The organism is Aurantimonas manganoxydans SI85-9A1, from assembly GCF_000153465.1.
GTDB lineage: Bacteria > Pseudomonadota > Alphaproteobacteria > Rhizobiales > Rhizobiaceae > Aurantimonas > Aurantimonas manganoxydans.
The window spans coordinates 3,071,078-3,095,199 of the sequence record NZ_CH672387.1; the positions used below are offsets into that span (position 1 = coordinate 3,071,078).

21 protein-coding genes are annotated in these 24,122 nt (G+C 68.3%); 14 read left to right on the top strand and 7 right to left on the bottom strand.

Annotated features, from left to right (window positions below; genetic code table 11):
* Positions 1–164: 164 nt before the first annotated feature.
* From SI859A1_RS14495 to SI859A1_RS14505, 3 genes are all read right to left on the bottom strand, one after another.
* Positions 165–746 (bottom strand): copper chaperone PCu(A)C, encoded by a 582-nt coding sequence (locus SI859A1_RS14495; RefSeq protein ID WP_040325861.1) that lies wholly within the window; start codon positions 744–746, stop codon positions 165–167.
* A gap of 55 nt (positions 747–801) precedes the next feature.
* Positions 802–1,212: a hypothetical protein gene (locus SI859A1_RS14500; RefSeq protein ID WP_009210473.1), complete on the bottom strand. Its 411-nt coding sequence runs from the start codon at positions 1,210–1,212 to the stop codon at positions 802–804.
* A gap of 85 nt (positions 1,213–1,297) precedes the next feature.
* On the bottom strand, positions 1,298–2,044 hold the full coding sequence (locus SI859A1_RS14505) for a siderophore-interacting protein (RefSeq protein ID WP_009210474.1): 747 nt from the start codon (positions 2,042–2,044) through the stop codon (positions 1,298–1,300).
* A gap of 266 nt (positions 2,045–2,310) precedes the next feature.
* Between SI859A1_RS14505 and SI859A1_RS14510 the strand changes: the two genes are divergently transcribed.
* The 8 genes from SI859A1_RS14510 (at position 2,311) to SI859A1_RS14540 (ending at position 8,234) form a co-directional block, all read left to right on the top strand.
* Complete coding sequence (locus SI859A1_RS14510; RefSeq protein ID WP_009210475.1) at positions 2,311–3,291, top strand: siderophore ABC transporter substrate-binding protein; 981 nt, start codon at positions 2,311–2,313, stop codon at positions 3,289–3,291.
* 76 nt (positions 3,292–3,367) lie between these two features.
* Positions 3,368–4,339 carry an ABC transporter permease gene (locus tag SI859A1_RS14515; protein ID WP_009210476.1) on the top strand — a complete coding sequence of 324 codons (972 nt, stop codon included), beginning with the start codon at positions 3,368–3,370 and terminating at the stop codon, positions 4,337–4,339.
* Positions 4,332–5,351, top strand: a complete 1,020-nt coding sequence (locus SI859A1_RS14520; protein ID WP_009210477.1) for an iron chelate uptake ABC transporter family permease subunit — start codon at positions 4,332–4,334, stop codon at positions 5,349–5,351. The genes SI859A1_RS14515 and SI859A1_RS14520 overlap by 8 nt, the downstream gene beginning before the upstream one ends.
* Entirely contained in the window at positions 5,348–6,106 is a 759-nt protein-coding gene (locus SI859A1_RS14525; protein ID WP_009210478.1) for an iron ABC transporter ATP-binding protein, read from the top strand. The genes SI859A1_RS14520 and SI859A1_RS14525 overlap by 4 nt, the downstream gene beginning before the upstream one ends.
* 75 nt (positions 6,107–6,181) lie before the next feature.
* Entirely contained in the window at positions 6,182–6,607 is a 426-nt protein-coding gene (locus SI859A1_RS21675; RefSeq protein ID WP_154653373.1) for a hypothetical protein, read from the top strand.
* 4 nt (positions 6,608–6,611) lie between these two features.
* Positions 6,612–6,794 (top strand): hypothetical protein, encoded by a 183-nt coding sequence (locus tag SI859A1_RS21680; protein WP_154653374.1) that lies wholly within the window; start codon positions 6,612–6,614, stop codon positions 6,792–6,794.
* Between the two features lie 120 nt (positions 6,795–6,914).
* Entirely contained in the window at positions 6,915–7,526 is a 612-nt protein-coding gene (locus tag SI859A1_RS14535) for a TetR/AcrR family transcriptional regulator (protein WP_009210479.1), read from the top strand.
* 60 nt (positions 7,527–7,586) lie between these two features.
* Positions 7,587–8,234 (top strand): DsbA family protein, encoded by a 648-nt coding sequence (locus tag SI859A1_RS14540; protein WP_040325863.1) that lies wholly within the window; start codon positions 7,587–7,589, stop codon positions 8,232–8,234.
* Between the two features lie 63 nt (positions 8,235–8,297).
* Here the strand turns inward: SI859A1_RS14540 and yghU are convergent, their stop codons facing one another.
* Together yghU and SI859A1_RS14550 are read right to left on the bottom strand one after the other, a co-directional pair.
* Positions 8,298–9,176 carry a glutathione-dependent disulfide-bond oxidoreductase gene (yghU, locus tag SI859A1_RS14545; protein WP_009210481.1) on the bottom strand — a complete coding sequence of 293 codons (879 nt, stop codon included), beginning with the start codon at positions 9,174–9,176 and terminating at the stop codon, positions 8,298–8,300.
* A 358-nt stretch (positions 9,177–9,534) separates the two neighbouring features.
* Entirely contained in the window at positions 9,535–11,598 is a 2,064-nt protein-coding gene (locus SI859A1_RS14550; protein ID WP_009210482.1) for a TonB-dependent receptor domain-containing protein, read from the bottom strand.
* Positions 11,599–12,224: 626 nt separating this feature from the next.
* Here SI859A1_RS14550 and SI859A1_RS14555 point away from each other — a divergent pair.
* The 5 genes from SI859A1_RS14555 to cls all read left to right on the top strand — a co-directional run bounded on the left by SI859A1_RS14555 (position 12,225) and on the right by cls (position 19,826).
* Entirely contained in the window at positions 12,225–13,958 is a 1,734-nt protein-coding gene (locus tag SI859A1_RS14555) for an IucA/IucC family protein (RefSeq protein ID WP_040326607.1), read from the top strand.
* Positions 13,955–15,685, top strand: coding sequence for an IucA/IucC family protein (locus SI859A1_RS14560; RefSeq protein WP_009210484.1), 1,731 nt, complete (start codon positions 13,955–13,957; stop codon positions 15,683–15,685). The genes SI859A1_RS14555 and SI859A1_RS14560 overlap by 4 nt, the downstream gene beginning before the upstream one ends.
* Positions 15,682–16,932, top strand: coding sequence for an AMP-binding protein (locus SI859A1_RS14565; protein WP_009210485.1), 1,251 nt, complete (start codon positions 15,682–15,684; stop codon positions 16,930–16,932). Before SI859A1_RS14560 ends, SI859A1_RS14565 begins: the two co-directional genes overlap by 4 nt.
* 8 nt (positions 16,933–16,940) lie before the next feature.
* On the top strand, positions 16,941–18,227 hold the full coding sequence (locus tag SI859A1_RS14570) for a DUF6005 family protein (protein WP_009210486.1): 1,287 nt from the start codon (positions 16,941–16,943) through the stop codon (positions 18,225–18,227).
* 201 nt (positions 18,228–18,428) lie between these two features.
* Entirely contained in the window at positions 18,429–19,826 is a 1,398-nt protein-coding gene (gene cls / locus SI859A1_RS14575; RefSeq protein WP_009210487.1) for a cardiolipin synthase, read from the top strand.
* Between the two features lie 44 nt (positions 19,827–19,870).
* Here the strand turns inward: cls and SI859A1_RS14580 are convergent, their stop codons facing one another.
* The gene (locus SI859A1_RS14580) at positions 19,871–21,445 is read right to left on the bottom strand and encodes a gamma-glutamyltransferase (RefSeq protein WP_009210488.1); all 1,575 of its coding nucleotides are present in this window, start codon (positions 21,443–21,445) and stop codon (positions 19,871–19,873) included.
* Positions 21,446–21,528: 83 nt separating this feature from the next.
* The gene (locus tag SI859A1_RS14585; protein ID WP_009210489.1) at positions 21,529–22,308 is read right to left on the bottom strand and encodes an IclR family transcriptional regulator; all 780 of its coding nucleotides are present in this window, start codon (positions 22,306–22,308) and stop codon (positions 21,529–21,531) included.
* Positions 22,309–22,444: 136 nt separating this feature from the next.
* Here SI859A1_RS14585 and SI859A1_RS14590 point away from each other — a divergent pair, with 136 nt between their 5' ends.
* Positions 22,445–24,058, top strand: a complete 1,614-nt coding sequence (locus SI859A1_RS14590) for an ABC transporter substrate-binding protein (RefSeq protein WP_009210490.1) — start codon at positions 22,445–22,447, stop codon at positions 24,056–24,058.
* The last annotated feature ends 64 nt before the right edge of the window (positions 24,059–24,122 follow it).

Genomic DNA, 24,122 nt, shown 5'->3' on the forward strand with positions numbered 1-24,122 from the left:
CGCAAAGACGCGGTGCGACGCCGTGACCGATCCTGCGATCGCTCATGGATGAAGGAGACGCCGCTGGGACGCGCTCCGCGCGGGGACCGCAAAACGGCGCGTTGGCGCTGCCTTGCGATCCCTCGTCGGCGCAGTCTGCAGACTACCTTCGGAGAGGGCGCGGCCTAGTGCTGGTGCGGCTCGGCGCTCTCGCCCATCGCACCGTGGCCGGCCGTACCGGCCGGCATGTCGCCGGCACCGTGCGACATCGCGGCCCCGCCATGCGCGCCGTGGTCCATGGCGGCCGGGGCCCGGGCGCCGATGCCCTCGACCGCCAGCTCCATCTCGACCGGACCGGCCTTCTCGAACCGAAGGGTCAGCGGCACGCGGCTGCCTTCGGTGAGCGGCTCTGTCAGGTTCATGAGCATGAGGTGATAGGCGCCGGGCTCCAGCGCGACCGTGGCGCCGGCGGGCACCGCGACGCCATCCTCGAGCCGGCGCATCTTCATGACGTCGCCGTCCATCTCCATGGTGTGGATCTGGACCTCGCCGGCGACGGGCGACGCGCCTCCGAGCAGCCGGTCATCCGACGATCCGTGGTTCTCGATGACCAGATAACCGCCGCCGACGGAGGCGTTGGGCGGCGTGGCACGGCTCCACGGATGGGCGATGGTGATGTCGCCGACCTTGTAGTCGTGGGCAGAAGCAGCCGACAGCAGGCCGAGCGTGAGGGCTGCCGCGGCAGCCAGCGTGATGCGAAGGGACATGGAAGTCTCCATTTGAACAGGACAGGCAGGGCCGCGACGGAGTCGGGCCGTTTGTTCAGACGGAGAGAAGCGGTGGGCCGCGCTGCAAAGCGAGTCCCGGCGGCGGCGCGCGGGGGCCGAGGGCGGCGGCTGAAGGCGTCCAGGCCACGACAGCGTCGGTGGCGCCGGCGGCAATCGCGTAGGAGGCGAGATCGGCCATCGCCGGCAGGGCCGGGCTCTGGCCGCATCCCGCCGCGGAGGGGCAATCGACGCAGCAATCGTGCCCGGACGGGTCACCCGCCGGAACCGACCGCGTCTCGAAGCCGTCGCCGACGCAGATGACGGTCACGCCGGCTGCGGCGGACGCGTCCATCCTGGCGCAGGCAAAACCCGATGCCGCCGCCTGTCCCAGCAAAAGCTGGGTCAGGATCAGCATGGCCGCGAGGGCCGCGGATCGGTCCGCAAGGAAGCGCCGGAGCGTCGTCATGTCCGGCAGATATCACGCGATCCGCGGCAAGGGTAGCTGCCGGATCGCGCTTTCAGCCGTTCATCCCATGTGCGGATGCCGATGCTCAATCGTCGAATTCCTCGTGGCTGTCCTTGGTGCCGAGCTTCCAGTAGCCGCTGGATTTCAGCCATTGCTTGGGATGCCCCCAGACGTCGGTCACATGGGCGCGGACCGCCTTGGCGACGCGGCTTTCCGCCGCGATCCAGACGAAGCCCTCGCCCTCCGGCAGCGACAGATCGGCAAGCGCCTGAAGAACCGGCGCGGGATCGGAGGCGGCGGCAAGCGGCCGGTGCACCCAGAGCGGCCGATACGCGGCCCGGGTCGCGAGCGCCTGCTCTTCCGCCGGCCCTTCAACCGCGACCAGCGTGGCGACCGGCGTGCCCGGCGCGAACTCTTCCAGCCGCCGGCCGATCGCCGGCAGCGCGGTCTCGTCGCCGACCATCAGCCACCAGTCGAAATCATGCGGCACGATGGACGATCCGCGTGGCCCCCCGATCTGCAGGCGATCCCCCTCCTTCGCCGAGCGCGCCCAGAGCGTCGCCGGTCCGCCGTCATGCAGGGCGAAGTCGAGGACCAGCGACTGGCTCTGCGGATCGTAGCGGCGCGGGGTGTAGTCGCGCATCGCCGGCTCGCCGTCCGGCTGCGGAATGAACAGCTTCACATGGTCGTCGGCGGACGGGCTGTGAAACCCTTCCAGATCCTCGCCGGTCAGGGTCATGCGGAGCATGCCGGGCGTCGGATATTCGACCCGGCTGACCGCCAGGTCCCGTCGCCGCAACTCATGGCGAACGCGAATGATCTCGTGCTTCATGCGGCATTGCTTCCCTGTCTGTCTTCACGGCGGCGGGCCGTCGTTGCCCGCCCGTCCGGCACGGCGCCCTTGGGCACCGCCGAGGCTTCCGGGCCGCCATAGCCCGGGCCAAACATGATTTCAATTATCAGGTTATGTTGAGCGGTCGCGGAAACCGCATCGGTTCGTGCCCGGCCCCCGGAGCACCGCTAATCTTGACAATTACTTTCATCTTATCCACTCAGCCCTGTCGGCCCGCCGTCCGGGAGACTCGCAAAGGATCAGACATGTCCGCATTCCAGCCCGTTTCGGCCCGCCATGGCGCGCAAGCGTCCCGCGGCGGCCGCCGCCTGTTGCCCCGCCTGATCGCGGCCTGGTGCGCCCTGACGCTGTCCATGGCCCCGGCGCTCGCACAGGAGCCGGCATCCGGCGAGATGACGGTCTCGACCTATCGCGGCGACGTCGTCATTCCGGCCGAGCCGAAGACGGTCGTCGTCTTCGACATGGCGTCTATCGATACGCTCGACGCGCTGGACGTTCCCATGGCCGGCCTGCCGGCCGCGCCGTTCCCGGACTATCTCGCCCATTATGCCGGCGACGCCACACCGAAGGTCGGCTCGATCTTCGAGCCCGATTTCGAGGCGGTCGCCGCCCTCGCACCCGACCTGATCATCGCCGGCGGACGCTCCAGCGAACAGACCGAGGCGCTGGCACGGATCGCGCCGACCATCGACATGACCGTCGATGCCGGGAAACTCCTCGCCAGTTCCTTCGAGCGGATCACCACTCTGGGCGCCATCTTCGGCAAGGCCGAACTGGCCGAGAAGCGGATCGCCGATCTGCAGGGCCGGATCGCCGCGCTGAAAGAGACGTCGGCCGGGATCGGCACCGGCCTCATCGTCATGACCACCGGCAACCGGATCAGCGCCTTCGGCGCCGGCTCGCGTTTCGGGCTGTTGCACGCCGAGTTCGGCGTCACGCCGGCGGATACGGGCCTCGAAGCCGCCAATCACGGCGAAGCGGTCTCCTTTGAATATATCGCCGACACCGATCCGGACTGGCTGTTCGTGATCGACCGCGACGCGGCCATCGGCCAGGGCGCCGCAGCGGCGCTGCTGGAGAACGAACTGGTCGAGAACACCAAGGCGTGGCGTTCGGGCCATGTCGTCTATCTGAACCCGGCCACCTGGTATCTCACCGCCTCGGGCCTGACCGCGCTCGAAACCAATGTCGAGCAACTGACGGCGCGCTTCGACAAGGGCTCCTGACGCGGAGGGGCTCCGCCCCGACGCACGCTTCTTTCGCTCCCTGCCCCGCCCCGCGCCGGCAGCAACCACGACCGTCATGTCCCACTCCCGCATCATCGCTGGCCTGATCGCTACGATCGTCCTCCTGGCTCTCGCCAGCGTCTTCGTCGGCGCGGGCGCATTGACGGTCGGCACGCTCGCGGCCGGGGGGCTGGACGCGGACGGCCTGCGGTTGCTGCTGGTCAGCCGGATTCCGCGGACGCTCGCGGCGCTGCTGGCCGGGGCCGGCCTCGCCGTCGCCGGCCTGATCATGCAGATGCTGTCGTCGAACCGCTTCGTCGAGCCGTCGACCGTCGGCACGACGGAATCGGCGAGCCTCGGCCTGCTCGCGGTGACCATCCTCGCCCCCGGCCTACCGGTCTTCGGCCAGATGCTGATCGCCGCCGGATTCGCGCTGGCCGGCACGGCGCTGTTCATGGCGATCATCGCCCGGCTGCGGCTGCGCTCCGGCATGCTGGTGCCGCTGGTCGGGCTGATCATGTCGGGCATCATCGGCGCCGGGGCGAGCTTTCTCGCCTATCGCTTCGATCTGATGCAGTCGCTCGGCGCCTGGATGAGCGGCGATTTCTCGATGGTGCTGCGCGGCCGCTACGAGCTGCTCTGGATCGCCTTCGGCCTGACGATCCTGGCGGTCTTCGCCGCCGACCGCTTCACCCTCGCCGGCCTCGGCCGCGACGTGGCGACCAATCTGGGGCTCTCCTACGAGCGCGTTCTGGCGCTCGGCCTCGTGGTCGTCTCGCTCGTCGCCGCCGTCACCATCGTGTCGGTGGGCAGCATCCCCTTTGTCGGCCTCGTCGTACCGAACCTCGTCTCCATGCTCGTCGGCGACAATGGCCGGCGCACGGTGCCCTATGTCGCCCTGTTGGGTGCGGCGCTGGTGCTGGCCTGCGATCTCGTCGGGCGGCTGGTGCGGACACCCTACGAGATCCCGGCCGGCACGATCATGGGCGTTCTCGGTACCTGCGTGTTCCTGGCGATCATCTTCCGCCGGAGGCCGAGCCTTGGTTGACCTCGGCGCCCCCCACGGCCGCACCGGGACCGCACGCTCGACGACGCCGCCCCGGCGGAGCGACCGGCCCGAACGCCTGACCCTTTTCGCCCTGGCGGCGCTGGCGATCCTCGCCTGCGTCCTCTTCCTGACGCTCGGGGCGCGCGGCAACTGGTCGTTCGTGCTGCCGTTCCGCGGCGCCAAGCTGGCGGCGATGCTGCTGGTCGCCCACGCCATCGCGACGTCCACCGTGGTGTTCCAGACGATCGCCGGCAACCGAATCCTGACGCCGTCGATCATGGGGTTCGATGCCCTCTACCGGCTGATCCAGACGCTGCTCGTGTTCCTGACCGGCGCCGCCACCACGGCGGCGATCGCTCCCACCGTGCTGTTCGCCGGCGAGCTCCTGGTCATGGTGCTGTTCGCCTGCGGTCTCTACGGCACGCTGATCGGCGCCGGCACGCGCGACATCCACCGGCTGCTCCTGGTCGGCGTCGTGCTGGGTATCCTGTTCCACTCCACTGCCAGTCTCATGCAGCGGCTGATCGACCCGAACGACTTCGTTGTCCTGCAGGACCGGCTCTTCGCCAGCTTCAACACCATCGAGACCGGCCTTCTGGGCATCGCCGGCGTGCTGATCGGCGGCGCCAGTCTCGTTTTGTGGCGCATGACCGCGACGCTCGACGTCCTGTCGCTCGGCCGCGACCGCGCCATCGCGCTCGGCATCGCCCATCGCCGCGCCGTCATGCTGGTCCTCGCCACGGTGGCGGTGCTGGTATCGGTTTCCACCGCGCTGGTCGGCCCGGTCACCTTCTTCGGCCTGCTGGTCGCCAGCCTGGCGGTCAGCCTCGTCGGCGCGCGCAGCCATCGCCTGACGATGACGGCGGCCTCGCTGATCGCGGTCATCTGCCTCGTCGGCGGCCAGACGCTGCTCGAACACGTCCTGCATTTCGATACGGCGCTGGGGATCCTCGTCGAGTTCGCCGGCGGCCTCGTCTTCCTCGCCCTCATCCTGAAGAAAGGCATCGCATGATCGAGGCCGAGCACCTGACCAAGCGCTACGATCGCGCCCTGGTGGTCGATGGCGTCAGCCTGTCGCTTCCGGCGGGCGGGGTGACGGCGATCATCGGGCCGAACGGCGCCGGCAAGTCGACGCTCCTGTCGATGATCGCGCGGCTCCTGCCGATGGATGGCGGCCGCGTCCTCGTGGACGGCCTCGACGTCACCCGCACCAAAGGCGACGAACTCGCCAAACGGCTGGCCATCCTGCGGCAGGAGAACGGGCTGTCGGTGCGGCTGACCGTGCGCGATCTCGTCGGTTTCGGCCGCTTTCCCCATTCGAAAGGCCGGATGGGCGCGTCCGACCACGCCAAGGTGGCCGAAGCCATTGCCTATCTCGATTTGTCGGATCTGGCCGAGCGCTATCTCGACGAACTCAGCGGCGGCCAGCGCCAGCGGGCTTTCGTCGCCATGGTGCTGGCGCAGGACACCGGCACCATCCTCCTCGACGAGCCGCTGAACAATCTCGACATCCGCCATGCGGTGGCGATGATGCGGCTGATCCGCCGCGCCGCGGACGAACTGGGCAAGACGATCGTCGTCGTCCTGCACGACATCAATTTCGCCAGTGCCTATGCCGACCGCATCGTCGCCATGTGCAACGGCAAGGTCGCCCGTGAGGGCCCCGTCGCGACGGTGATCACCGAGGAAGTGGTCGAAGCGGTGTTCGGCCTGCCGGTGATGATCCGCGAGATCGAGGGCCAGCGCACCTGCCTGTTCCGGCGCTGAGATGACGCTGGCCGAAACGACGACGGCCCGCCACCTGAAAGGATGGCAGGCCGTGCGTTCGGTGACGGAACAGGCTTGTCCCGGCAGATCAGCGAGCGGACCCTTCTGCCAGGCGAATCTCTGGAACGGCTTGTCGACCGGGGTCTGCGCCAGATGGTTGGTGTAGTTCGACATCACCCTCTGCGGATAGCCAAGCACCACGTCGAGAATGTTGCGCCTGGTGAAGCCGGCGTCGAGGAACGCCTGCACCTTCACATCATCGACGTTGGCGCGATCGCGCACGACGCTGAGGGTGAAGTCGCGCAGCGCCTCGGTGATGGCATCGTCGACGTCCATCGCCTTGGCGATGCCGGTATGGGCCGGGACGCAGTCATGGCAGGTGTTCTCGACGTTCACCGTCTACCAGACGACGGCGGTCTCGTCCTTGTCGAAGCTGGAGTTCAGGAACAGCTCGTAGACCTGTTGAAAGGCATCCGGCAGTCCCCGGCGCCTCGGCCATGACGGCATGCAGGCCCGGGACCATCCCGAAGGCCTTCTGGGACTTGGCGAGCAGCGGCTTGCTGTTGTCCGGCGCGGTGGTTTCGTCGTGCAGGGTAAAGTCGGTCACGATCGCTTCCTGATGTCGGTGCCGGACGGCTGTCCGGAATACCTGCGGGGGACGGTCCGTGTTCCGGCCGTCGTTCGATGAGCAGGAAGCCAATCATCTTGAGCGATTGCTCAAGATGAGAATTGAGCAACCACTCAAACTTGAAAGCCGAGGAACCCGGCGGTACAGACAGGCTGCCTCGCGCGACCTACATTGGACGACATGAAACGCAGCCGCCCCAATGCCCGGCCCTACGACCGCGACGCCGCCCTCGATGCCGCCCTCAGGCTGTTCTGGGCGAAGGGCTATCACGCGACGTCGCTGAAGGATCTGGAAGCCGCGCTGACGATGAAGCCCGGCAGCATCTATGCGGCCTTCCGGAACAAGGAGGCGTTGTTCCTGGCGGCGCTGGAGCGCTATTTCCTGCGCAACCGCGCCGGCCTCGCCGCGCAGCTGGCGGCAGCGCCCACGCCGATCTCCGGCCTGACCGACCATCTGCGCGCCCTGGGGCGCGGCGAACTCGGCGAGGACCCGGTCCATGCCTGCATGCTGGTCAAGACGCTGCTCGACGCAACGCCCAACGATCCGGCGATCGCCAATGCGGCGCGGCACTATCTCGACCTGATGTGCGCCGAGATCACCGCCGCCTTCGAATGCGCCAGGACGGCCGGCGAGATCCCGCGCGATGCCGATGCCGAGCGGCTGGCGACGCGATTCCAGTCCGACGTCACCGCCCTGCGCATCGAGGCGCATCGCGGCACCGACCGGGCAGCGCTGGCGCAGCTGGCTGACAGCATGGCGGCGGATATCGCCCGCCACTGTCAGCCGGCCTGACCGGCGGACGTCGCGACACTCCCTTCAAACCCGACCCGCAACGACAGATTGGCAATCGACATGACAGACGGTCTGCAGGCGATCTATTTCGCCGACCCCATGTGCTCCTGGTGCTGGGGCTTCGCACCGACCATCGAGACGATCCGCAAGACCTATGGCGACGCCTTGCCGGTCCGGGTGGTGATGGGCGGGCTGAGGCCGGGCACCGAAGAGCCGATGACGGCACAGTCCAAGGCGGAAATCCGCAATCACTGGCAGCATGTGCACGAGCGCTCGGGCCAGGCCTTCGACTTCGACTTCTTCGAACGGGACGGCTTCGTCTACGACACCGATCCGGCCGCACGGGCCGTCGTGGCGGTCCGGGCCGAGAACCCCGAGCTGGAACTGCCGTTCCTCGAGCGCGTCCAGCGCGCCTTCTACGCCGAGAACCGCGACGTCACGCAGGCGGAGACCCTGGCCGATCTCGCCGAGGAGATGGGTCTGGAGCGCGAACCGTTCCTGATGCGGCTTCAGTCCGACGCGGTGCGCGATGCCACGCGCCTCGACTACGCCACCTCTCGCAATGCCGGGGTGCAGGGCTTCCCGACGCTGGTCGTCGGACCGAACGCCGAAGGCACCTACACGATGCTGACCCATGGCTATCGCGGGGCGGACGAGTTGATGCCGCTGGTGGCGAAGGTGCTGGAAGCGCACGGCGCCGCCACCTGATCGACGGCACGCCATTCACCCGGCGGCGGTGACGGCCGCCGGGTATCGCGCTAACGTCTCGCGCTACCTCGCGTCGGGCGCGATCTTGTCCTGCGTCTTCGTGTCGAAGTCGGACGCGTCATGGCGCTCGTGGAGCTGGCTCGACGGCTCGCCCATCACGCGGTTGACCATCCGGCCGCGCTTGACCGCCGGGCGGGCATAGACCGCTTCGGTCCAGCGCTGGACGTTCTTGTAGTCCTGCACCTGCAGGAACTCGCCCGCATCGTAGAGCAGCCCCTTGGCCAGCGCCCCGTACCAGGGCCAGATCGCCATGTCGGCGATGGTGTATTCGGGCCCGGCGACGAACTCGTTGTCGGCCAGCCGGCGATCGAGGACGTCGAGCTGGCGCTTCACCTCCATGGCGTAGCGATTGATCGGGTATTCGTATTTGACCGGCGCATAGGCATAGAAATGGCCGAAGCCGCCGCCCAGGAACGGCGCCGAGCCCATCTGCCACTGCAGCCAGGACAGGCACTCGGCCCGCGCGGCCGGGCTGGTGGGCAGAAAGGCGCCGAACTTCTCGGCCAGATAGATGAGGATCGCACCGGATTCGAACACCCGGATCGGCTCCGGTCCGCTGCGGTCGTTGAGCGCCGGGATCTTGGAGTTCGGGTTGATCTCGACGAAGCCGCTGGAGAACTGGTCGCCCTCGCCGATCTGGATCAGCCAGGCGTCGTATTCGGCGCCACTGTGGCCAGATGCCAGAAGCTCCTCGAGCATCACCGTCACCTTGACGCCGTTCGGCGTCGCCAGCGAATAGAGCTGCAGCGGATGCTTGCCGACCGGCAGTTCCTTGTCATGGGTCGGGCCGGCGATGGGACGGTTGATGCTAGCGAACTTGCCGCCGCTTTCCTTGTCCCAGGTCCAGACGGCGGGCGGCGTGTATTCGGCATTGTCGGTCATCGACATCTCCATTTTCGAATTTTTGCGGGTGAAGGGCGACCGGGTCCGGTGGCTGGCGGCGAATGTCGGCCGCGCCGACCTGCCGTTTTCGGGAAAACCGCGACGGATCCCGGGAACGGGTCCTTGCGCCTTGCAGCCCACTATAGATGCACGGTCGCGCGCCTCAAGCGAACGATGCGGGCGCGAACGGCAACGGAGCGTCACCGTCGGGCAGACAGCGGCACCGCCCGTTCGCGGGCAAGAACGCCTCAGCGATGGCGTCCGGCGCACGCAAAAAAGGGCCGGGAGGTCTTATTCCCGGCCCTGTCCATGATGGGATCTTTCGGTGCGGCGAGCCCTTCGCCCGCCGCCGTCTCGATCAGAACTCGATGCGGGCCGAGACGCCGAAGGAGCGGCCGGGGCTGCGCAGCGGCACGACGGTGGAGAATTCCTGGCCGTAGGTGGCGCGGTCGGAATAGGTCTCGTCGAAGATGTTGTCGACCTTGGCGCGCAGCGTGACGTTGCTGAGCTGCGGCGGGACGTATTCGACGAAGGCGTTGACGACGGCGTAGCTTTCCAGCGGCTGCACGCCAGCCGGGTCGGCACCGTTCTTGGCCGGAGCCTCTTCCTCCAGCGCGAACTCGGCATCGGCGCCGAAGGTCAGACCGTATTCGTCGACCCGCTGGACCAGGGCGAGGGTGAAGATCTCGCCCATCGGCACGGTGAAGTAGTTGCCGACATAGGAGTCCACACCGCTGCCATCCATTTCGGTGGTCACGCTTGTGAAGCCGCCGCGCACATTGCCGGTGCCCCAGTCATAGCCAGCCGCCAGGTCGAAACCGGTGCTGGTGAAGTCGTGGGTCAGCGACGGGCCGCCGCGATATTCCGGCGTGCGGCCGTTCTCGATGTCGGTGCGGAACAGCTGACCGTCGAGCATGAAGCCGGCATAGCGGAATTCGAAGCCCGCAAAGCCGTTGTCGCCGCGCACCGGATCGATGTCGGTGTAGATCCAGGCCGGGTTCTGGATGAAGGTTTCGGCGAGGACGATGCCGCCGAAGACGCTGGAGACGCCGGCCTTCAGGGCGAAATGGTCGGTCAGGGCATACTTCACCGAAGCGTTGCCGCTGGCGCCGGTGTTGCGCTGGTCTCCGCCGTTGGTGCCGGTGAAGACCTGGTGGTCGATACGGCCACCGAAGGAGAGCGACAGCTGGTCCGTCGGATCGAGACGGGCCTGTGCGAAGGCGCCGATATTGTCGGCCTTCTCACCGGTCGAATAGGTCGCGTCGTAGAAATCCGCGGTCTCGCGATAGACGTCCACACCGGCGTTCACCGATCCCATCTCCAGATGGAATTCATTGGCGAAGGTGGCGTTGAAACTCTCGGCCTTGGCCTCGTAGCGGGCCTTGTTGCCGCTGGGCACGCCGCCGAGCAGGATGTCTTCCTCGGTTTCCAGATTGGTCGTGCTGTAGGCGAGCGTCACCTTCGGGTCGAACCAGCCGGTCGCCTGCGTGTTCTCGTAGGAGAAGACGACATTCTGGCGGTCGAGATCGTAGATGCGCGTGTCGGGAACCGGACGGCCGCCGATGATGGAGCCGATATTGGCGCGATAGGGGCGCACGCCGTCGTCGGTCACCCGCTCGTAGCTGAACTCGAAGCGATCTCCCGACAGACCCTCATAGGCCACCTTGCCGAGACCGCTGACGAGGCCGGCGCCGGTGCCGGTCACGGTGCGGCCGTCGCCATCCTCGTAGTCGTCGCCGTCGACACGGTTCAGGAAGCCGAGCACCTCGAAGCCGTTGGAACGGGCATAACCGGCGCCGAGCGTGCTGAAGGTGTCGCCATTGGTCTGGAAGCCGCCCTCGACATAGCCGCCCCAGTTGCGTCCGTCGCGCAGCAGGTCCTCGACATCGACGGTCTCGTAGGCGATCGCGCCGGCCAGGGCGCCCGGACCGGCGTCGGCGGCGGCAACGCCGGCATCGACGCGGGCTGCCTTCAGGAGCCGCGGATCGATGACGTTGGTGGCGTTGTGGTGGAACAGCTTGTTGTTCTGGCGCGACCCGTCGATCGTCACGGCAAGGTTGGTCTCCTCGATGCCGTGGACATAGACCTTCTGGTTGCTCGCGATGGTGCCGCCGACCGACACTGCGGACTCGCGGCGGAAGAGGTCCTGCACCGTCTGCGGGCGGAAGGTCTCGATCTCGGTGTAGTCGACGACGGCGACGGTGTTGCCGTCCTCGATGGACTCCTCGCTGCCGCCGGAACCCGCCACGACAACTTCGCCGAGCAGGACCGTTCCCGTCTCACCGGTGGCGGCGGTGGCCTGCGTATAATCGCGAGCCGGCGATTGCGCGAAAGCCGTGCCGGCCGCGAAGACACAGATGACGGGACTGACCGTCACGAGAAGCATGCGGCGCAGCGAGGTCGTCGCCCGGTCGTCGGTCATCGATCATTTTCCTTTACTCGAACCATGGGAACACGCGCTCGGCACCGTGGCGGACAAGTTGCGTGTGAGAAGATGCGTTACAAAACATGACTCGTAGAATCAACTTTGCATATTGCCGTTGCGACCGCGACACCGCGAGTGTGGCAAAACTGCACTGACTCTGGAATCCCTGTAAGAAAGGGCCTGGAGACCACCGGTCCGGTGCTAGCCACGTTCTGCGGGCCGCCATCGCGGCGCATTCCCGCCCTGCCATCGCCACACTGCCTTCCCGGCTGAGTTGCGGCCAAGGTCCCGTCTCCGCTTCCTTCACCGCCAGCCACTACAAAACCTGATTCTTTTTATCATGTTTATTGTCACGAGGCGGGAAGCCGGTTAGGCAACGCCACGCAATCGGGCGGCACGCGGGTGCGGCCCGGACGCCTGCCCGGAGAGGATCAATGGCTCAGCGCGACAGAATGGTCGGTGACGGAACGGATTCGGACCGTCGTCCGCAATCCGGGCCCCTGCCGGTGATCGTCGCGCGTGCAACGGATGATGCCGCTCGCCCGGTCGGCGCCGAATCGGCATGGCGGCGCCCGGCGGCTTATGGACCGAGGCTCGCCCCGACCCTCGAGCCGAGCTGGACCGTGGCGGAACGCGCCGCGTTCCGCGCCTTCGCCAATTGCTATCTGCGCGAGATCGATGCCGGCCGCTTCGTCGCGCGCGACGGCCCGGCGCCCTCCTTCATCGAATGGCGGCTGACGGGTCAGCGCCGGCGCCTGCGTGCCGCCCTGGCCTATCGCTCGCTCTGCGGGGCGCATGAATTCGGCCTCGTCCAGGCCGCCGATTTCGGGGACGGACGCTTCCGCTCGATCAGCTGGCTGACCGGCATCCAGCTGATGATCGCCGAAGCGAGCGAGCGCAATGGCGGCGCTCTGGCCGGCAGCGCCAACAGCGCCGCGCTCCTCTCCCGGGTGATCCAGAGCATCCGCGCGATCGACGCCAATCTGACGCGCACCCGGACCACCGTTCCCGGCCACGATTTTCTCGCGACGGAGCAGTCGCTGGTCTATGGCCACTGGCTGCATCCGACGCCGAAGAGCATGGAGGGCATCACGCCCTGGCAGCGGGAGGTCTACGCGCCCGAAGCCGGCGGCCGCTTCCAGCTCGTCGCCTTCGCCGTCGACCGGCACCATGTGCGCGAGGATCATGCCTATGGTCCGAAACCCACCGAAATCGCCGCCAGGCTGGCCGGCGACGATCTGGCCAGATGCGGACTGGGCGATAAGGAGGCCATCCTCCTCATGCACCCGCTGCAGGCGGAATATCTGCAGCTGTCCCCCCATGTCGCGGCCGCGCGCCGGGACGGCATCCTGCGACTTCTGGGGCCCGTGGGACCCGACTTCTTCGCCACCTCCTCGATGCGCACGGTCTGCTCGGCCGATGCCGGCTACCAGCTGAAATTCTCGCTGCCGGTACAGATCACCAATTCGGTCCGGCGCAACGGCCTTGAGGAGATGAAGGCGGGCGTCGCCATGGCACGCTGGCTGAAGCGTCAGGGCGCCCTTGCCGAAGCCGGCGGCCTGTCGTTCCTCCCCGACCCGGCCTGGGTGACGGTGGAACTGCCCGGCCAGACCGACACCGGCTTCGAGACCATCTACCGCGAGACCGTCGCGCCCGACGCGGAACCGCCGGTGATGGTCGCGGCGCTGACGGCCGCGCCCGTCCGGCCGCGCCCGTCGATGCTCAAGGGGCTGATCGCGCGGCTGGCCGCACGCGACGGCGCGACACCGCAGGCCACCGCCGCCCGCTGGTTCGATGCCTATCTGAAGGCCAGCGTGGAGCCGGTCATCCGCTTCTTCGACCGCACCGGCATCGCGCTGGAGGCGCATCAGCAGAACTGCCTCTTGCGCCTCGTCGACGGCTGGCCGGACGGTCTGGTCTATCGCGACAATCAGGGCTTCTACCTGTCGGAGTCCGAACGGCCAGCGCTTTCCACCAACTTCCCAGAGGCGAGGGGAATCGACGGGCTGTTCTTCCGCGAGGAAGAGATCGTCGGGCGCCTCACCTACTACCTCCTGGTCAACCAGGTGTTCTCGGTCATCGCCCGGCTAGGCGAAGACGGTCTTCTGCCGGAAGATGCCGCTATTGGGCAGTTGCGCCAGACCCTGCAGACGCTGGCCGGCCGCACATCGCGTGGCGGCCGCCGCTTCTGCGACACCGCGCTTGCCGCGCCCGATCTGGTGCTCAAGGCCAATCTCGGCCTGCGGCTGGCCGATACCGACGAACTCGCGAGCCCCACCGGCGCCGGCGTCTACACGCGCTGGCCCAATCCCCTCATCGCGCCGGGCCCGAGCCGGCCGCAACGGCTGGCCTCATGACATTCGTGCTCGATCTCCCCGGCCCCGACGGCGCCGCGCCCCGTGTCCTGGCGCAGCTCGTGTCGGCAGCCCTCTACGAGGGTTTGCTGGCGGTCGAAGCCGAGGGCGCTCCCGCTCGCGACGGGCGCAGGACCGTGCGCCTCGGCGTCGCCGGTCTCGTCATCGACGCGGAGCTCTACACCGGCGCGTTCGGCCGGCCCCGTGTCGTACCGGACACCGTGCGGCTGAACGGCCTGCCGGCGCATGCCGATGCCGTGGCATCGATCGTCGCGGCGCTGGTGCCGGAGCCGGTGCGCCGCACGCGCCTTCAGGAAGAGTTCGCCCGTACGGCCAGCGGCCTCGCCCATGCCATCCGGGTGGCCCCGGCCAATCGCCGCGAGTTCGACTTCGCCCGGCTCGATTCGGCGATCTACGAAGGCCATCCCTACCATCCGGCCTTCCGGAGCCGGCTGGGCTTCAACGACGCCGACGACATGCGGTTCGGGCCGGAAGCCAAGGCCGGGTTCCTGCTTCGCTGGCTGCTCGTCCGCGACGACCGGCTGCACCGCAGCGGACCGGACCTGCGCGGGCCGGACGGCTGGGCGCAGCTGGCCGGGCCGGTGGTGGCCGCGATGGCGCTGGACCGCGTCGGCGCGGAGGCGGCGGCGCAATGGCAGCTGATGCCGGTCCATCCCTGGCAATGGCGCGCGAAGACCGCCGCCATCGTCGCCCCGGCAATCGCGCTCGGCGAGGTCCACGACCTCGGCGTCGCCGGCGAAAGCTATCGCGCCACCCAGTCGCTGCGCACATTGGTCAATCTCGACCGTCCCGACGCGCCGCACCTCAAGTTGCCGCTGGCGGTGGTGAACACCTCCGTCGCGCGGACACTGGACCCGCACTGGGCGCTGGCCGGCCCCTCCATCTCCGACTGGTTTGCGACACTGGTAGCGAACGACCGCTGGTTGAGCGATGGCGATCGCCTCGTCGTGTTGAAGGAAGCCCGGGCTCTCGTCTTCGACCGGAACGGCACCGAAGCCGAACACACCGGCGCGATCTGGCGCGACAACCCGGCCGCGAGGCTGGCACCGGGCGAAGAGGCGGTGCCGCTCAACGCCCTCTTCGCGGTCGAGGCAGACGGCGACCCGTTCGTGGCCCCCTGGATTCGCCGCTATGGCTGCGCCGGCTTCGTCACGCAGCTGATCGAAGTGGTCGTGCGGCCGATGGTTCACTTGCTTCTGGCCTACGGCCTGGCATCCGAGGCGCATGGCCAGAACCTGGTGCTGATCCATCGCGACGGTTGGCCGGTGCGGATCGCACTGCGGGACTTCTCCGACAATCTGGAATGGGTGCCGGACTTCCTGCGCGGCGCCCCACCACTGCCCGATTTTGTGGCGATCGACCCGCTGTTCGCCGACCGCACGCCCAACCGCTTCTACTGGATGCAGGACGTGGAGGAGCTGCGCTGGCTGTTCACCGACGCCGTGCTGATCTTCTCCCTCGCCGACTTCGCCTTCCTGATGGAGCGACGCTACGGCCACACCCAAAAGGCCTTCTTCGACGAGACCCTGTGCCTCGTCACGAACCACGCGAAGGCCCTGAAGCTGGAGCACCGGGCCGATCAACTCGGGCTGCACACACAGACCGTGGTCACCGACCGGCTGCTCTCCGCCAAGCTCGGACATGCCGCCGAAGGCCCGCTCGTCGTCCCCAATTCCCTTGCCCGCAAGCCATGGAAGGCCCTGGCATGATCCGTTTCGATGATCGCGACTACGATTTCGCCGCGCTGCTCGCCCTCGCCGCGCAGATGCAGCAGGGCGGCCGGCTGGGCAGCACGCTGCACGGCACCCACGCCGTCTGCCTGACCGATCCGGCCGAACTGATGGCGGCGTTCCTGCTGATCCGGCAGGAGGGCGGCAGCATCATGCCGCTGCACCCGGCGACGCCGTCGACGGCGGCCCGGCGCATCGCGCTCAGCGCCTGCTGCGACACGCTGACCTTCGGCCGTGCGCCGGCCGAGGCGCTGGAGCCCGACGCCCGCCAGCGCGAATTCGGCCATCGCCTGATCCAGACCAGTTCCGGCACGACGGGCGAGGCGAAGATCATCGCCCGGACCTTCGAGGACATCGAGGCCGAGATCGAATCCTATGTCGGCTTCTTCGAGGGCGCCCATGACAAGGTGCCGGTGGTGGCCTGCCCGATCAGCCATTCCTACGGCCTGATCTGCGGCCTTCTGGCCGGTGTCGCGCGCGGCGTGACCCCACTGGTGCTGTCGCCGGACAATCCGAAATACGTCCTGTCCCGCATGGCCGAGATGGAGCGGCCGCTCCTCTACGCCGCGCCGGCCTTTCTCAACGTGGCGGCCCGCTTCCTGAAGCCGGGCGAGACCATGCATGCGGCGATGACCTCCGGCACGCTGCTGCCGGCGCCCTGGTTCGAGGCAATCCGCGCCAGGACCGGCACCCTGTTCCAGCAATATGGCTGTTCGGAAGCCGGTGTGGTCGCGGTCAGCGAGGATCTCGTTGCGGCGAACGAGATGGGCCGGCCGCTGCCCCATCACCGGCTGCGGGCCGGCACGGCGGCGGAACCGGCGGAGATCATCGTCGACACGCCGTGGGGCACGGTCGGCACCCGCGATCTCGGCCATCTGCGCGACGACGGCGTTCTCGTCTTCGACGCGCGCCTCGACGACACGATCATCGTCTCGGGCCTCAACGTCTATCCGCGCGAGGTCGAGGACGTGGTCATGGCCATGCCGGGCATCGAGGACGCCGTGGTGTTCGGCCTGGACGACGCCTTTGCCGGCGGGCGCGTCGCGCTCGTCTACACCGGCGCTGACGACGTCACCGAGGCCGCCATCGCGCAATGGTGCGGCACGCAGCTCGCCGGCCACCAGCGCCCGCGCGCGATGCGCCGCGCCGCCGCGATCCCGCGCGGCGGTACCGGCAAGATCAGCCGCCGCGAGATCCGCAGCCTCTACACTGAAGACCGACTCTAGAGATCATCATGGACCAGCCCGCAGCACCTTCCCTTCTCGACACCGTCCGCATGGTCCTCGCCGAGGAGATCCGGCATCCCGGCATGGAACGCTTCGCCCTAGCCGCCCGGCTGCGCGAGGATCTCGGGATCGATTCCGTCATCCTGATGGAGCTTCTGGTGCGGCTGGAAACCGGCCACGGCTTCGAGGTGCCGAAGACCGCGCTGGACAGCGCGCGACTGATCACCATCGGCGATCTGCTCGCCCAGTTCGGCCCCGACCAGGCCGGCACGGACCTCGCGCCGCGGGTGCGGCCGGCGATCGATCCGGCGGCCGGGCGCGCCGAGGCCCGGGCGGCGGCCGGCGTGCACGGCGAAATGCCCATGGACATCAAGGTCCATTGCTATGTGAGCTGTCTCTGCGACGGGCTGAAGCGCCGCGATGGGATCGACCACCGCCCCTTCTACGCGGCCATCCCGGATTCGCCCTTCGCCCTCGATGACCGGATGCGGATCCGCTACCACGCGGCCGGCATGACCCATGGCGATTTCCGCGACTGGTTCGCGTCACTGTACGGCGCCACGATCACGCCGGTCGCGGATTCCGACACGCTGCTCGCCGCCGCAAAGAGCCCCGCCGAGGGCATCGACACGATGGTGATGGTCGATCTCCACCGCCTGCCGGAGCGCGAGAACCCGTTCGACCGCGATCCCTTCCCCCATTACGCGCTGCTGGCGCCCCATGACGAGCCGGGCAAGCTGCTCATGCGGGACGTCGATTTCCGCTGGGAAGGCCCGCTCGCGGCCGACCGGCTGGCCGCCGCCATGGCCAGCCCGCATGTCTCGGGCGGCTTCCTGATCGACCATCGGGGCAGCCGTCCACCTGAGCAAGCGGCGCTCGCTGCCTTCTTCCGGTCGGTGATCCGGCTCGACGTGAACCCCTTCGCGACCGGGCTCAGACGCGTCCTCGCCGCCCATGCCGGCGCCCGCGCGACACGGCCGCTGGCCGATCTGCCGGAGGCGGTCGCCGAACTGCCGATCCTGGTGATCCGCAAATATGCCTATGAGCACGTCATCGCCTTCTTCTGGCGCACGCTCGGACGGGACACGGCGAGCTTCGACTTCTGGGCCGACGAGATCGAGCGGCTGGTGCAGGGCTATCGCAGCGCGCATTTCGAATGCGCCAAGCTGGCCGCCGGCCGGGCGCCTGTCGACACGACCCAACTGGAACGGCTGATTGCCGGCCTGGAAGCGCTGGAGGGTGCGATCAAGGCCGAGATCCTGCGCTGCACGAGCGAGCTCGAGCAGGCGGCCTGAGCGCCGCCTGCGCCCGCCTGTCGCCCTCGGTAGCCATTGACAGAACCGGCAAGCTCCGGCCGTCTGTCCCCAACGCCAGACCGCCAGCCTCACCGGCTCACGGCCGGGCGTCGGGGGACGGCATGGAGAGGTCGGCGCGATGACGAGAGATTGCCAGGCAGGGGCGCCCAAGCCGGCGCGACGGTCCGCTTAGGCGCGGGCATGTTGGACCTTCCCAGCCTCACGCTCACCTATCTCCTGTGCGAATGGGCCGTCCGCCTGGTGATGATCGTGGTCATTCCGCTGCGCCGGCCGCCGGAATCGGCGCGCAGCTGGCTCTTGCTGGTCCTGTTCCTGCCGATCCCGGCCCTGATCCTCTACCGCCTGATCGGGCGGGCGAGTTTTCCGGCCTGGCGCACCGCGCGCTTCGCCGCGACGGCGTCGGAACGCTCCCGGGTGGCGCGCGACCTGCCCGTCCCCGCCCACGCCCCGGACCGGCTGTCGCGGCTTGCCGAGGCGCTCGGCGGCTTTCCGGCCTGCGACGGCAACCGGGTCGACCTCTTCACCGACTACGACGCCACGATCGACGCCATGGTGGCGGCCATCGACGGCGCCCGCACGCAGGTTCATCTCCTCACCTACATCTTCGCCGACGACCGGACGGGCACCAAGATCGCCGACGCGCTGGGGCGGGCCGTCGCCCGCGGCGTGGCCGTCCGGGTGCTGATCGACGCGCTCGGCTCGCGGCCCTGGATCAAGCGCAGCCTGCCGATGCTGACCGCCCGCGGCGTCGACGCCCGGCTCGCCCTGCCGGTGCGCTTCGCGGCCCTGCGGCGCACCCGCAGCGACCTTCGCAATCACCGCAAGCTCTGCCTGATCGATGGCGAAATCGCCTTCGTCGGCTCGCAGAACATCGTCGACCGCGACTTCAAGCCGGGCATTCGCAACGACGAACTGGTCGGCCGGGTGGAAGGCCCCGCCACCGCCGCGCTGGAGGCGGTCTTTGCTGGCGACTGGTATCTGGAGACCGAGACGCGGCTCGCGCCCCTGCCCGTTGCGCGTACAGCCGGCGATGCCGTCCTGCAGGCAATGCCGAGCGGACCGGATTTCGGCGTTCCGGGCTATGAGAGGCTGCTGATCGAACTGGTCCACGGCGCCGAACGCCGGGTCGCGATCGTGTCGCCCTACCTCATTCCCGACGAAGCGCTACTGACCGCCCTGAAGAATGGCGTCACCCGCGGCGTGGAGATCAATCTGATCGTCTCGCAGGTCGTCGATCAGCGGCTCGTCAGCCTGGCCCAGCGATCCTATTACGACGAGCTTCTGGCGGCCGGCGTTCGCCTCTACCGCTATCGCGACCATCTGCTGCACGCCAAGAACGTGTCGATCGACGGGCGGGTCGGCGTCATCGGCTCCAGCAATACCGACGTGCGCTCTTTCATGCTGAACGCCGAGATCAGCCTGATCCTGCATGGCGAGGAGGCCAGTGGCCGTCTCGACGCCGCCCAACGCCACTACATCGCGCATAGCGACCCGCTGACGCTGGACGACTGGCGGGCACGCCCGCGCGGCACACGGCTTCTGGAAAACCTCGCCCGGTTGGTCAGCCCGCTCCTGTAGCGCCATCGGCCGAGGCGGCGTTCCGACAAGTGCGGTGCCCGCCGCTATTCGGTGGCCGCGACATCCTCTTCGGCGACGGCGTCGCCCCAGGGCGAGACGATCTCGGTGGCGCCCCAGTTGGTCGCCCCCTGCCGCGCCACGCCGGAGGGACAGGCGAAGGCATAGGGAAAGACCGTCCGCGGCACGGTCTCGACCCGGTGGGTTCGCCGCAGCGCAGCCAGATCGGCGTCCGGGATCGCTTCGTCGGCAATCACCATGTCGCCGCCCGACACGTCGATGCGCGGCGCGTGGAAGGCGGCGTCGAGGTCGCGTCCCGACAGCATGTGGCGGGCAAGCTGGAACACGGCCGGCAGGATCTTGCGTCCGCCCGAGGCGCCGAGCGCAAACCGCGTGTTTCCGCTTTCGCCGAGGATCGGGCAGACATTCATCAGGCAGCGCTTGCCGCCGGCGAGCGCGTTCGGCCCGCCCTGTTCGGGATCGAACCACATGATGCCGTTGTTCAGAAGCAGTCCGGTCGAGGGCGAGACCACCCGCGACCCGAAGACCGACAGCAGCGTCTGGGTCATTGCCACCATGTTGCCGCGCCTGTCGACGATGGAGAAATGCGTCGTCGAGCCGGGCGCGGCCGGGCTGTCATGGTCGCCCATCCGGGCCAGACGATCCGCATAGGCTGCGGACAACGCATCCGCGGTCGCCGCCAGTTCGTCGCCGGGCCTGGCGAAAGATCCCGCCGCCGCGTAGCGCGCAAAGGCATCGGCCAGCGTCGGCCCCGCCGTCAGCTCGGGCGTCACGTGCAGCCGGCCGCCCGGCGCCGCGAAGGAGAGCGGCGTCTGGATTTCGGCACGATAGGCGGCGAGATCCGTAAAGGTCAGCGAGCCGCCCTTCTCGGCGACGTCGCGGGCGAGCTCGCGGGCGACGTCGCCCTCGTGCATCTCGCGCGGCCCGTTGCGGGCGATGGCGTCCAGCGTGTCGGCCATCCGGCCCATGGCGAGGCGGATGTCGGTCAGTGCCGTCCACCCGCCGACCGGTGGCCAGACCCCGTCCTCCAGGAACAGCGCCGCGGCGTCGGGATCGCGCGCCAGCGACCGCGCCGCCGAGGCGATCATCAGGCCGGCGTACCAGTCGATCTTCAGCCCCTCGCGGGCCATCGCCGCCGCCGGCTGGACGAGATCGTGCCAGGGCATGCGCCCCCAGCGAGCATGGGCGATGCCGATGCCGTCCACGACACCCGGCACCGCCACCGCCGTCGCGCCCTCGATATTGCGGTCGCCGACCACCCGCTTCCAGGGAAAAAGATCACTCGCGCGGCCCTCCCCGGCCAGCGGAAACGCCGCCGGGTCGAGCCCGGCCGGGGCCCGCATGCCGTAATAGACTGCGTAGGGTTTCGCCTCGTCGGCCCGCCACACCATCATCGCGCCGCCGCCGGCCGGGCCGCTCATCCAGGGCTCCAGCACGCCCATGCCGAAGGAGACGGCGGTCGCCGCGTCGAGGGCATCGCCGCCGGCCGCCAGGACTTGTGCGCCGAGTTCCGCAACCCGGCGATGCTGGGCGGCGACGATGCCGGTCTGCGACATGCGGGCCGGCTTGGTGACGATCTGGGAGCGGGAGAAATTGGTCATGGACGTCCCCGGATACGGGTGAGTGGGTGCATGGCAGGACGGGTGCGGTGTTCCGCCCGCGACCCTTCGGCATGGGCGGCCGGTCAGCCGACGCCGTTGGCGGCATCGAGCAAGGGCGGGATGATCTCGGCCTCCAGCCGTTCGCGGGTCCAAGCGGTGCCGCTGACCGAGCAATGGATCGCCCCGCCGGTCTGCGGGTCGCGGCCGACGGCCACGGCGACGCCGAGCTCGTTCATCTGCACCTCGTTCTCGGCGATGGAGTAGCCGGTCTCGGCCGCTGCCTCGACGAGGGCGCTGACGGCGCCGCGGTCCATCACCGTCGCAGGCGTGAACCGCCGCATCGGCCATTCCTCGACGCAGCGGCGGCGGGTCTCGGCGCCGAGGCGCGAGAGCATCACCCGGCCGCTCGACGTGTTCAGCGCCGGAACCCGGCGCCCGACGATGGAAGCGCCAAAGCTTGTGCGGGCGCTGGGCAGGCGGACGATGTAGACGATGTCGGGGCCGTCGATGCGCGAGAAATTGATGGTTTCGCCCAGCGACTGGTGCAGGTCGATCAGCTTGGGCATCGCCGTATGGACCAGCTCCTGCGACCAGAAATAGGCGTTGGCGAGCTCGGTCATCCGGATCGACGGACTGTAGCGCCGGGTGGTCGGGTCCTTGTCGAGATAGCCCAGACGGGTGAAGGTGGTGACCAGACGCTGAACGCTGCTGCGGTCGAGCCCGGTCGCCGCGGACAATTCGGTCAGGCCCATGCGCGAACGCTCGGGCGCGAAGGCCTCCAGAAGGGTCATCGCCTTGCCGAGCGAGGCAACGAAGTGGCCGTCCTTTTGAATGTCCCGGTCTGCCGGCATGCTGCGCTGCACACTATTTGATCAATTCGGAGTGTTGACTGAATCGTAGCCGTGTTCCTACGATACCACAATCCGCAAACGGTTATCGGCATGCGATAACGGGCGGAGATGTCCCGGCCCCCGAGCCCTACCCTTCGGAGACGCATTGATGTCCTTCTTCTCTGCCGCTTCCACCTTCCGACCAACGCGGGCGATCCGAACCGCCCTGCTCGCCTCCGTCGTCGCCATGACGGGCCTTGCCGGCGGCCCCGCCGCCGCCCAGGAAATCCGCGCCGTGATGCATTCGGGCATCCGCGTCCTCGATCCCGTGATCACCACCGCGCACATCACGCGCAACCACGGCTACATGATCTACGACACGCTTCTGGGCATGGACGAGAACCTGAAGCCGCAGCCGCAGATGGCCAGCTGGGAGATCTCCGACGACAAGCTCACCTACAGCTTCACCCTGCGCGACGGCCTGAAATGGCATGACGGCGCGCCGGTGACGGCGGCCGACGTGGTCGCCTCGCTGAAGCGCTGGGGCGAACGCGACGGCGGCGCCCAGATGATGTTCAAATACGTGGCGAGCCTCGAGGCCAAGGACGACAAGACCGCGGTCCTGACCCTGTCCGAGCCGTTCTCCTACGTCCTCGAACTGATCGCCAAGCCGTCGGGCCTGCCGTCCTTCATCATGCCGGAGCGCGTCGCTAAGACGCCCTCCGGCGAGGCGATCACCGACTATACCGGCTCCGGCCCGTTCACCTTCGTCGAGGCCGAGTTCGAACCCGGCGTGCGCGCCGTCTACGACAAGAACCCCGACTATGTGCCGCGCGACGAGGCACCGAGTTGGACCGCCGGCGGCAAGGTGGTGAATGTCGACCGCGTGACCTGGGTGGTCATGCCGGACGCGCAGACCGCGGTGAACGCCATCAATGGCGGCGAGATCGACTATATCGAGCAGACACCGACCGACCTTCTGCCGCTGCTTCAGGGCAATCCCGAGCTGACGGTGATGACCCTCGCCGATTACGGCTACCAGACCATGGGCCGACTCAACTGGCTCTACCCGCCCTTCGACAATGTCGAGATCCGGCGTGCCGCCATGGCGGCGCTCGGCCAGGAGCCGATCCTCGCCGCCCTCGTCGGCAATCCGGAATATCAGGACACCTGCGGCTCGATGTATGGCTGCAACACGCCGTTCGCGACCGAGGCCGGCGATGAGCTGATCATGAAGGGCCCGCAGCCCGAGGTCGCCAAGAAGATGCTCGACGAGGCCGGCTATGACGGCACCCCGGTCGTCCTGATGCAGCCGACCGATGTCGGCTCCGTCGGCCCGCAGCCGGTGGTCGCCGCCCAGCTCCTGCGCCAGGCCGGCTTCACCGTCGACATGCAGCCGATGGACTGGCAGACCCTCGTGACCCGACGCGCCAGCCAGTCCGCGCCCGCCGACGGCGGCTGGAACATGTTCTTCACCAACTGGATCATCCCGGAGGTGTGGAGCCCGCTCAACAACCCGATGCTGAACGGCGGCGGCAAGGAAGCGGCCTGGTTCGGCTGGCCGGACGATCCGAAGCTGGAGGAACTGCGCGTCGCCTTCGCCAAGGCCGGCGACGAGGCCGAGCGAAAGAAGATCGCCGAGGACATCCAGGCCCACGCCTATGACGTCGTCAACTACATCCCGGTCGGCGAGTACCGGATCCCGACGACGATCTCCAACAAGCTGACCGACGTCATGAAGATGCCGGTTCCGGTGTTCTGGAGCGTCCAGAAGACCGACTGACGCCATGCCCGTAACGCCGCGTCGCTGACGGCGCGGCGTCACCCGTTCCCTTCTGCAGCGTCCT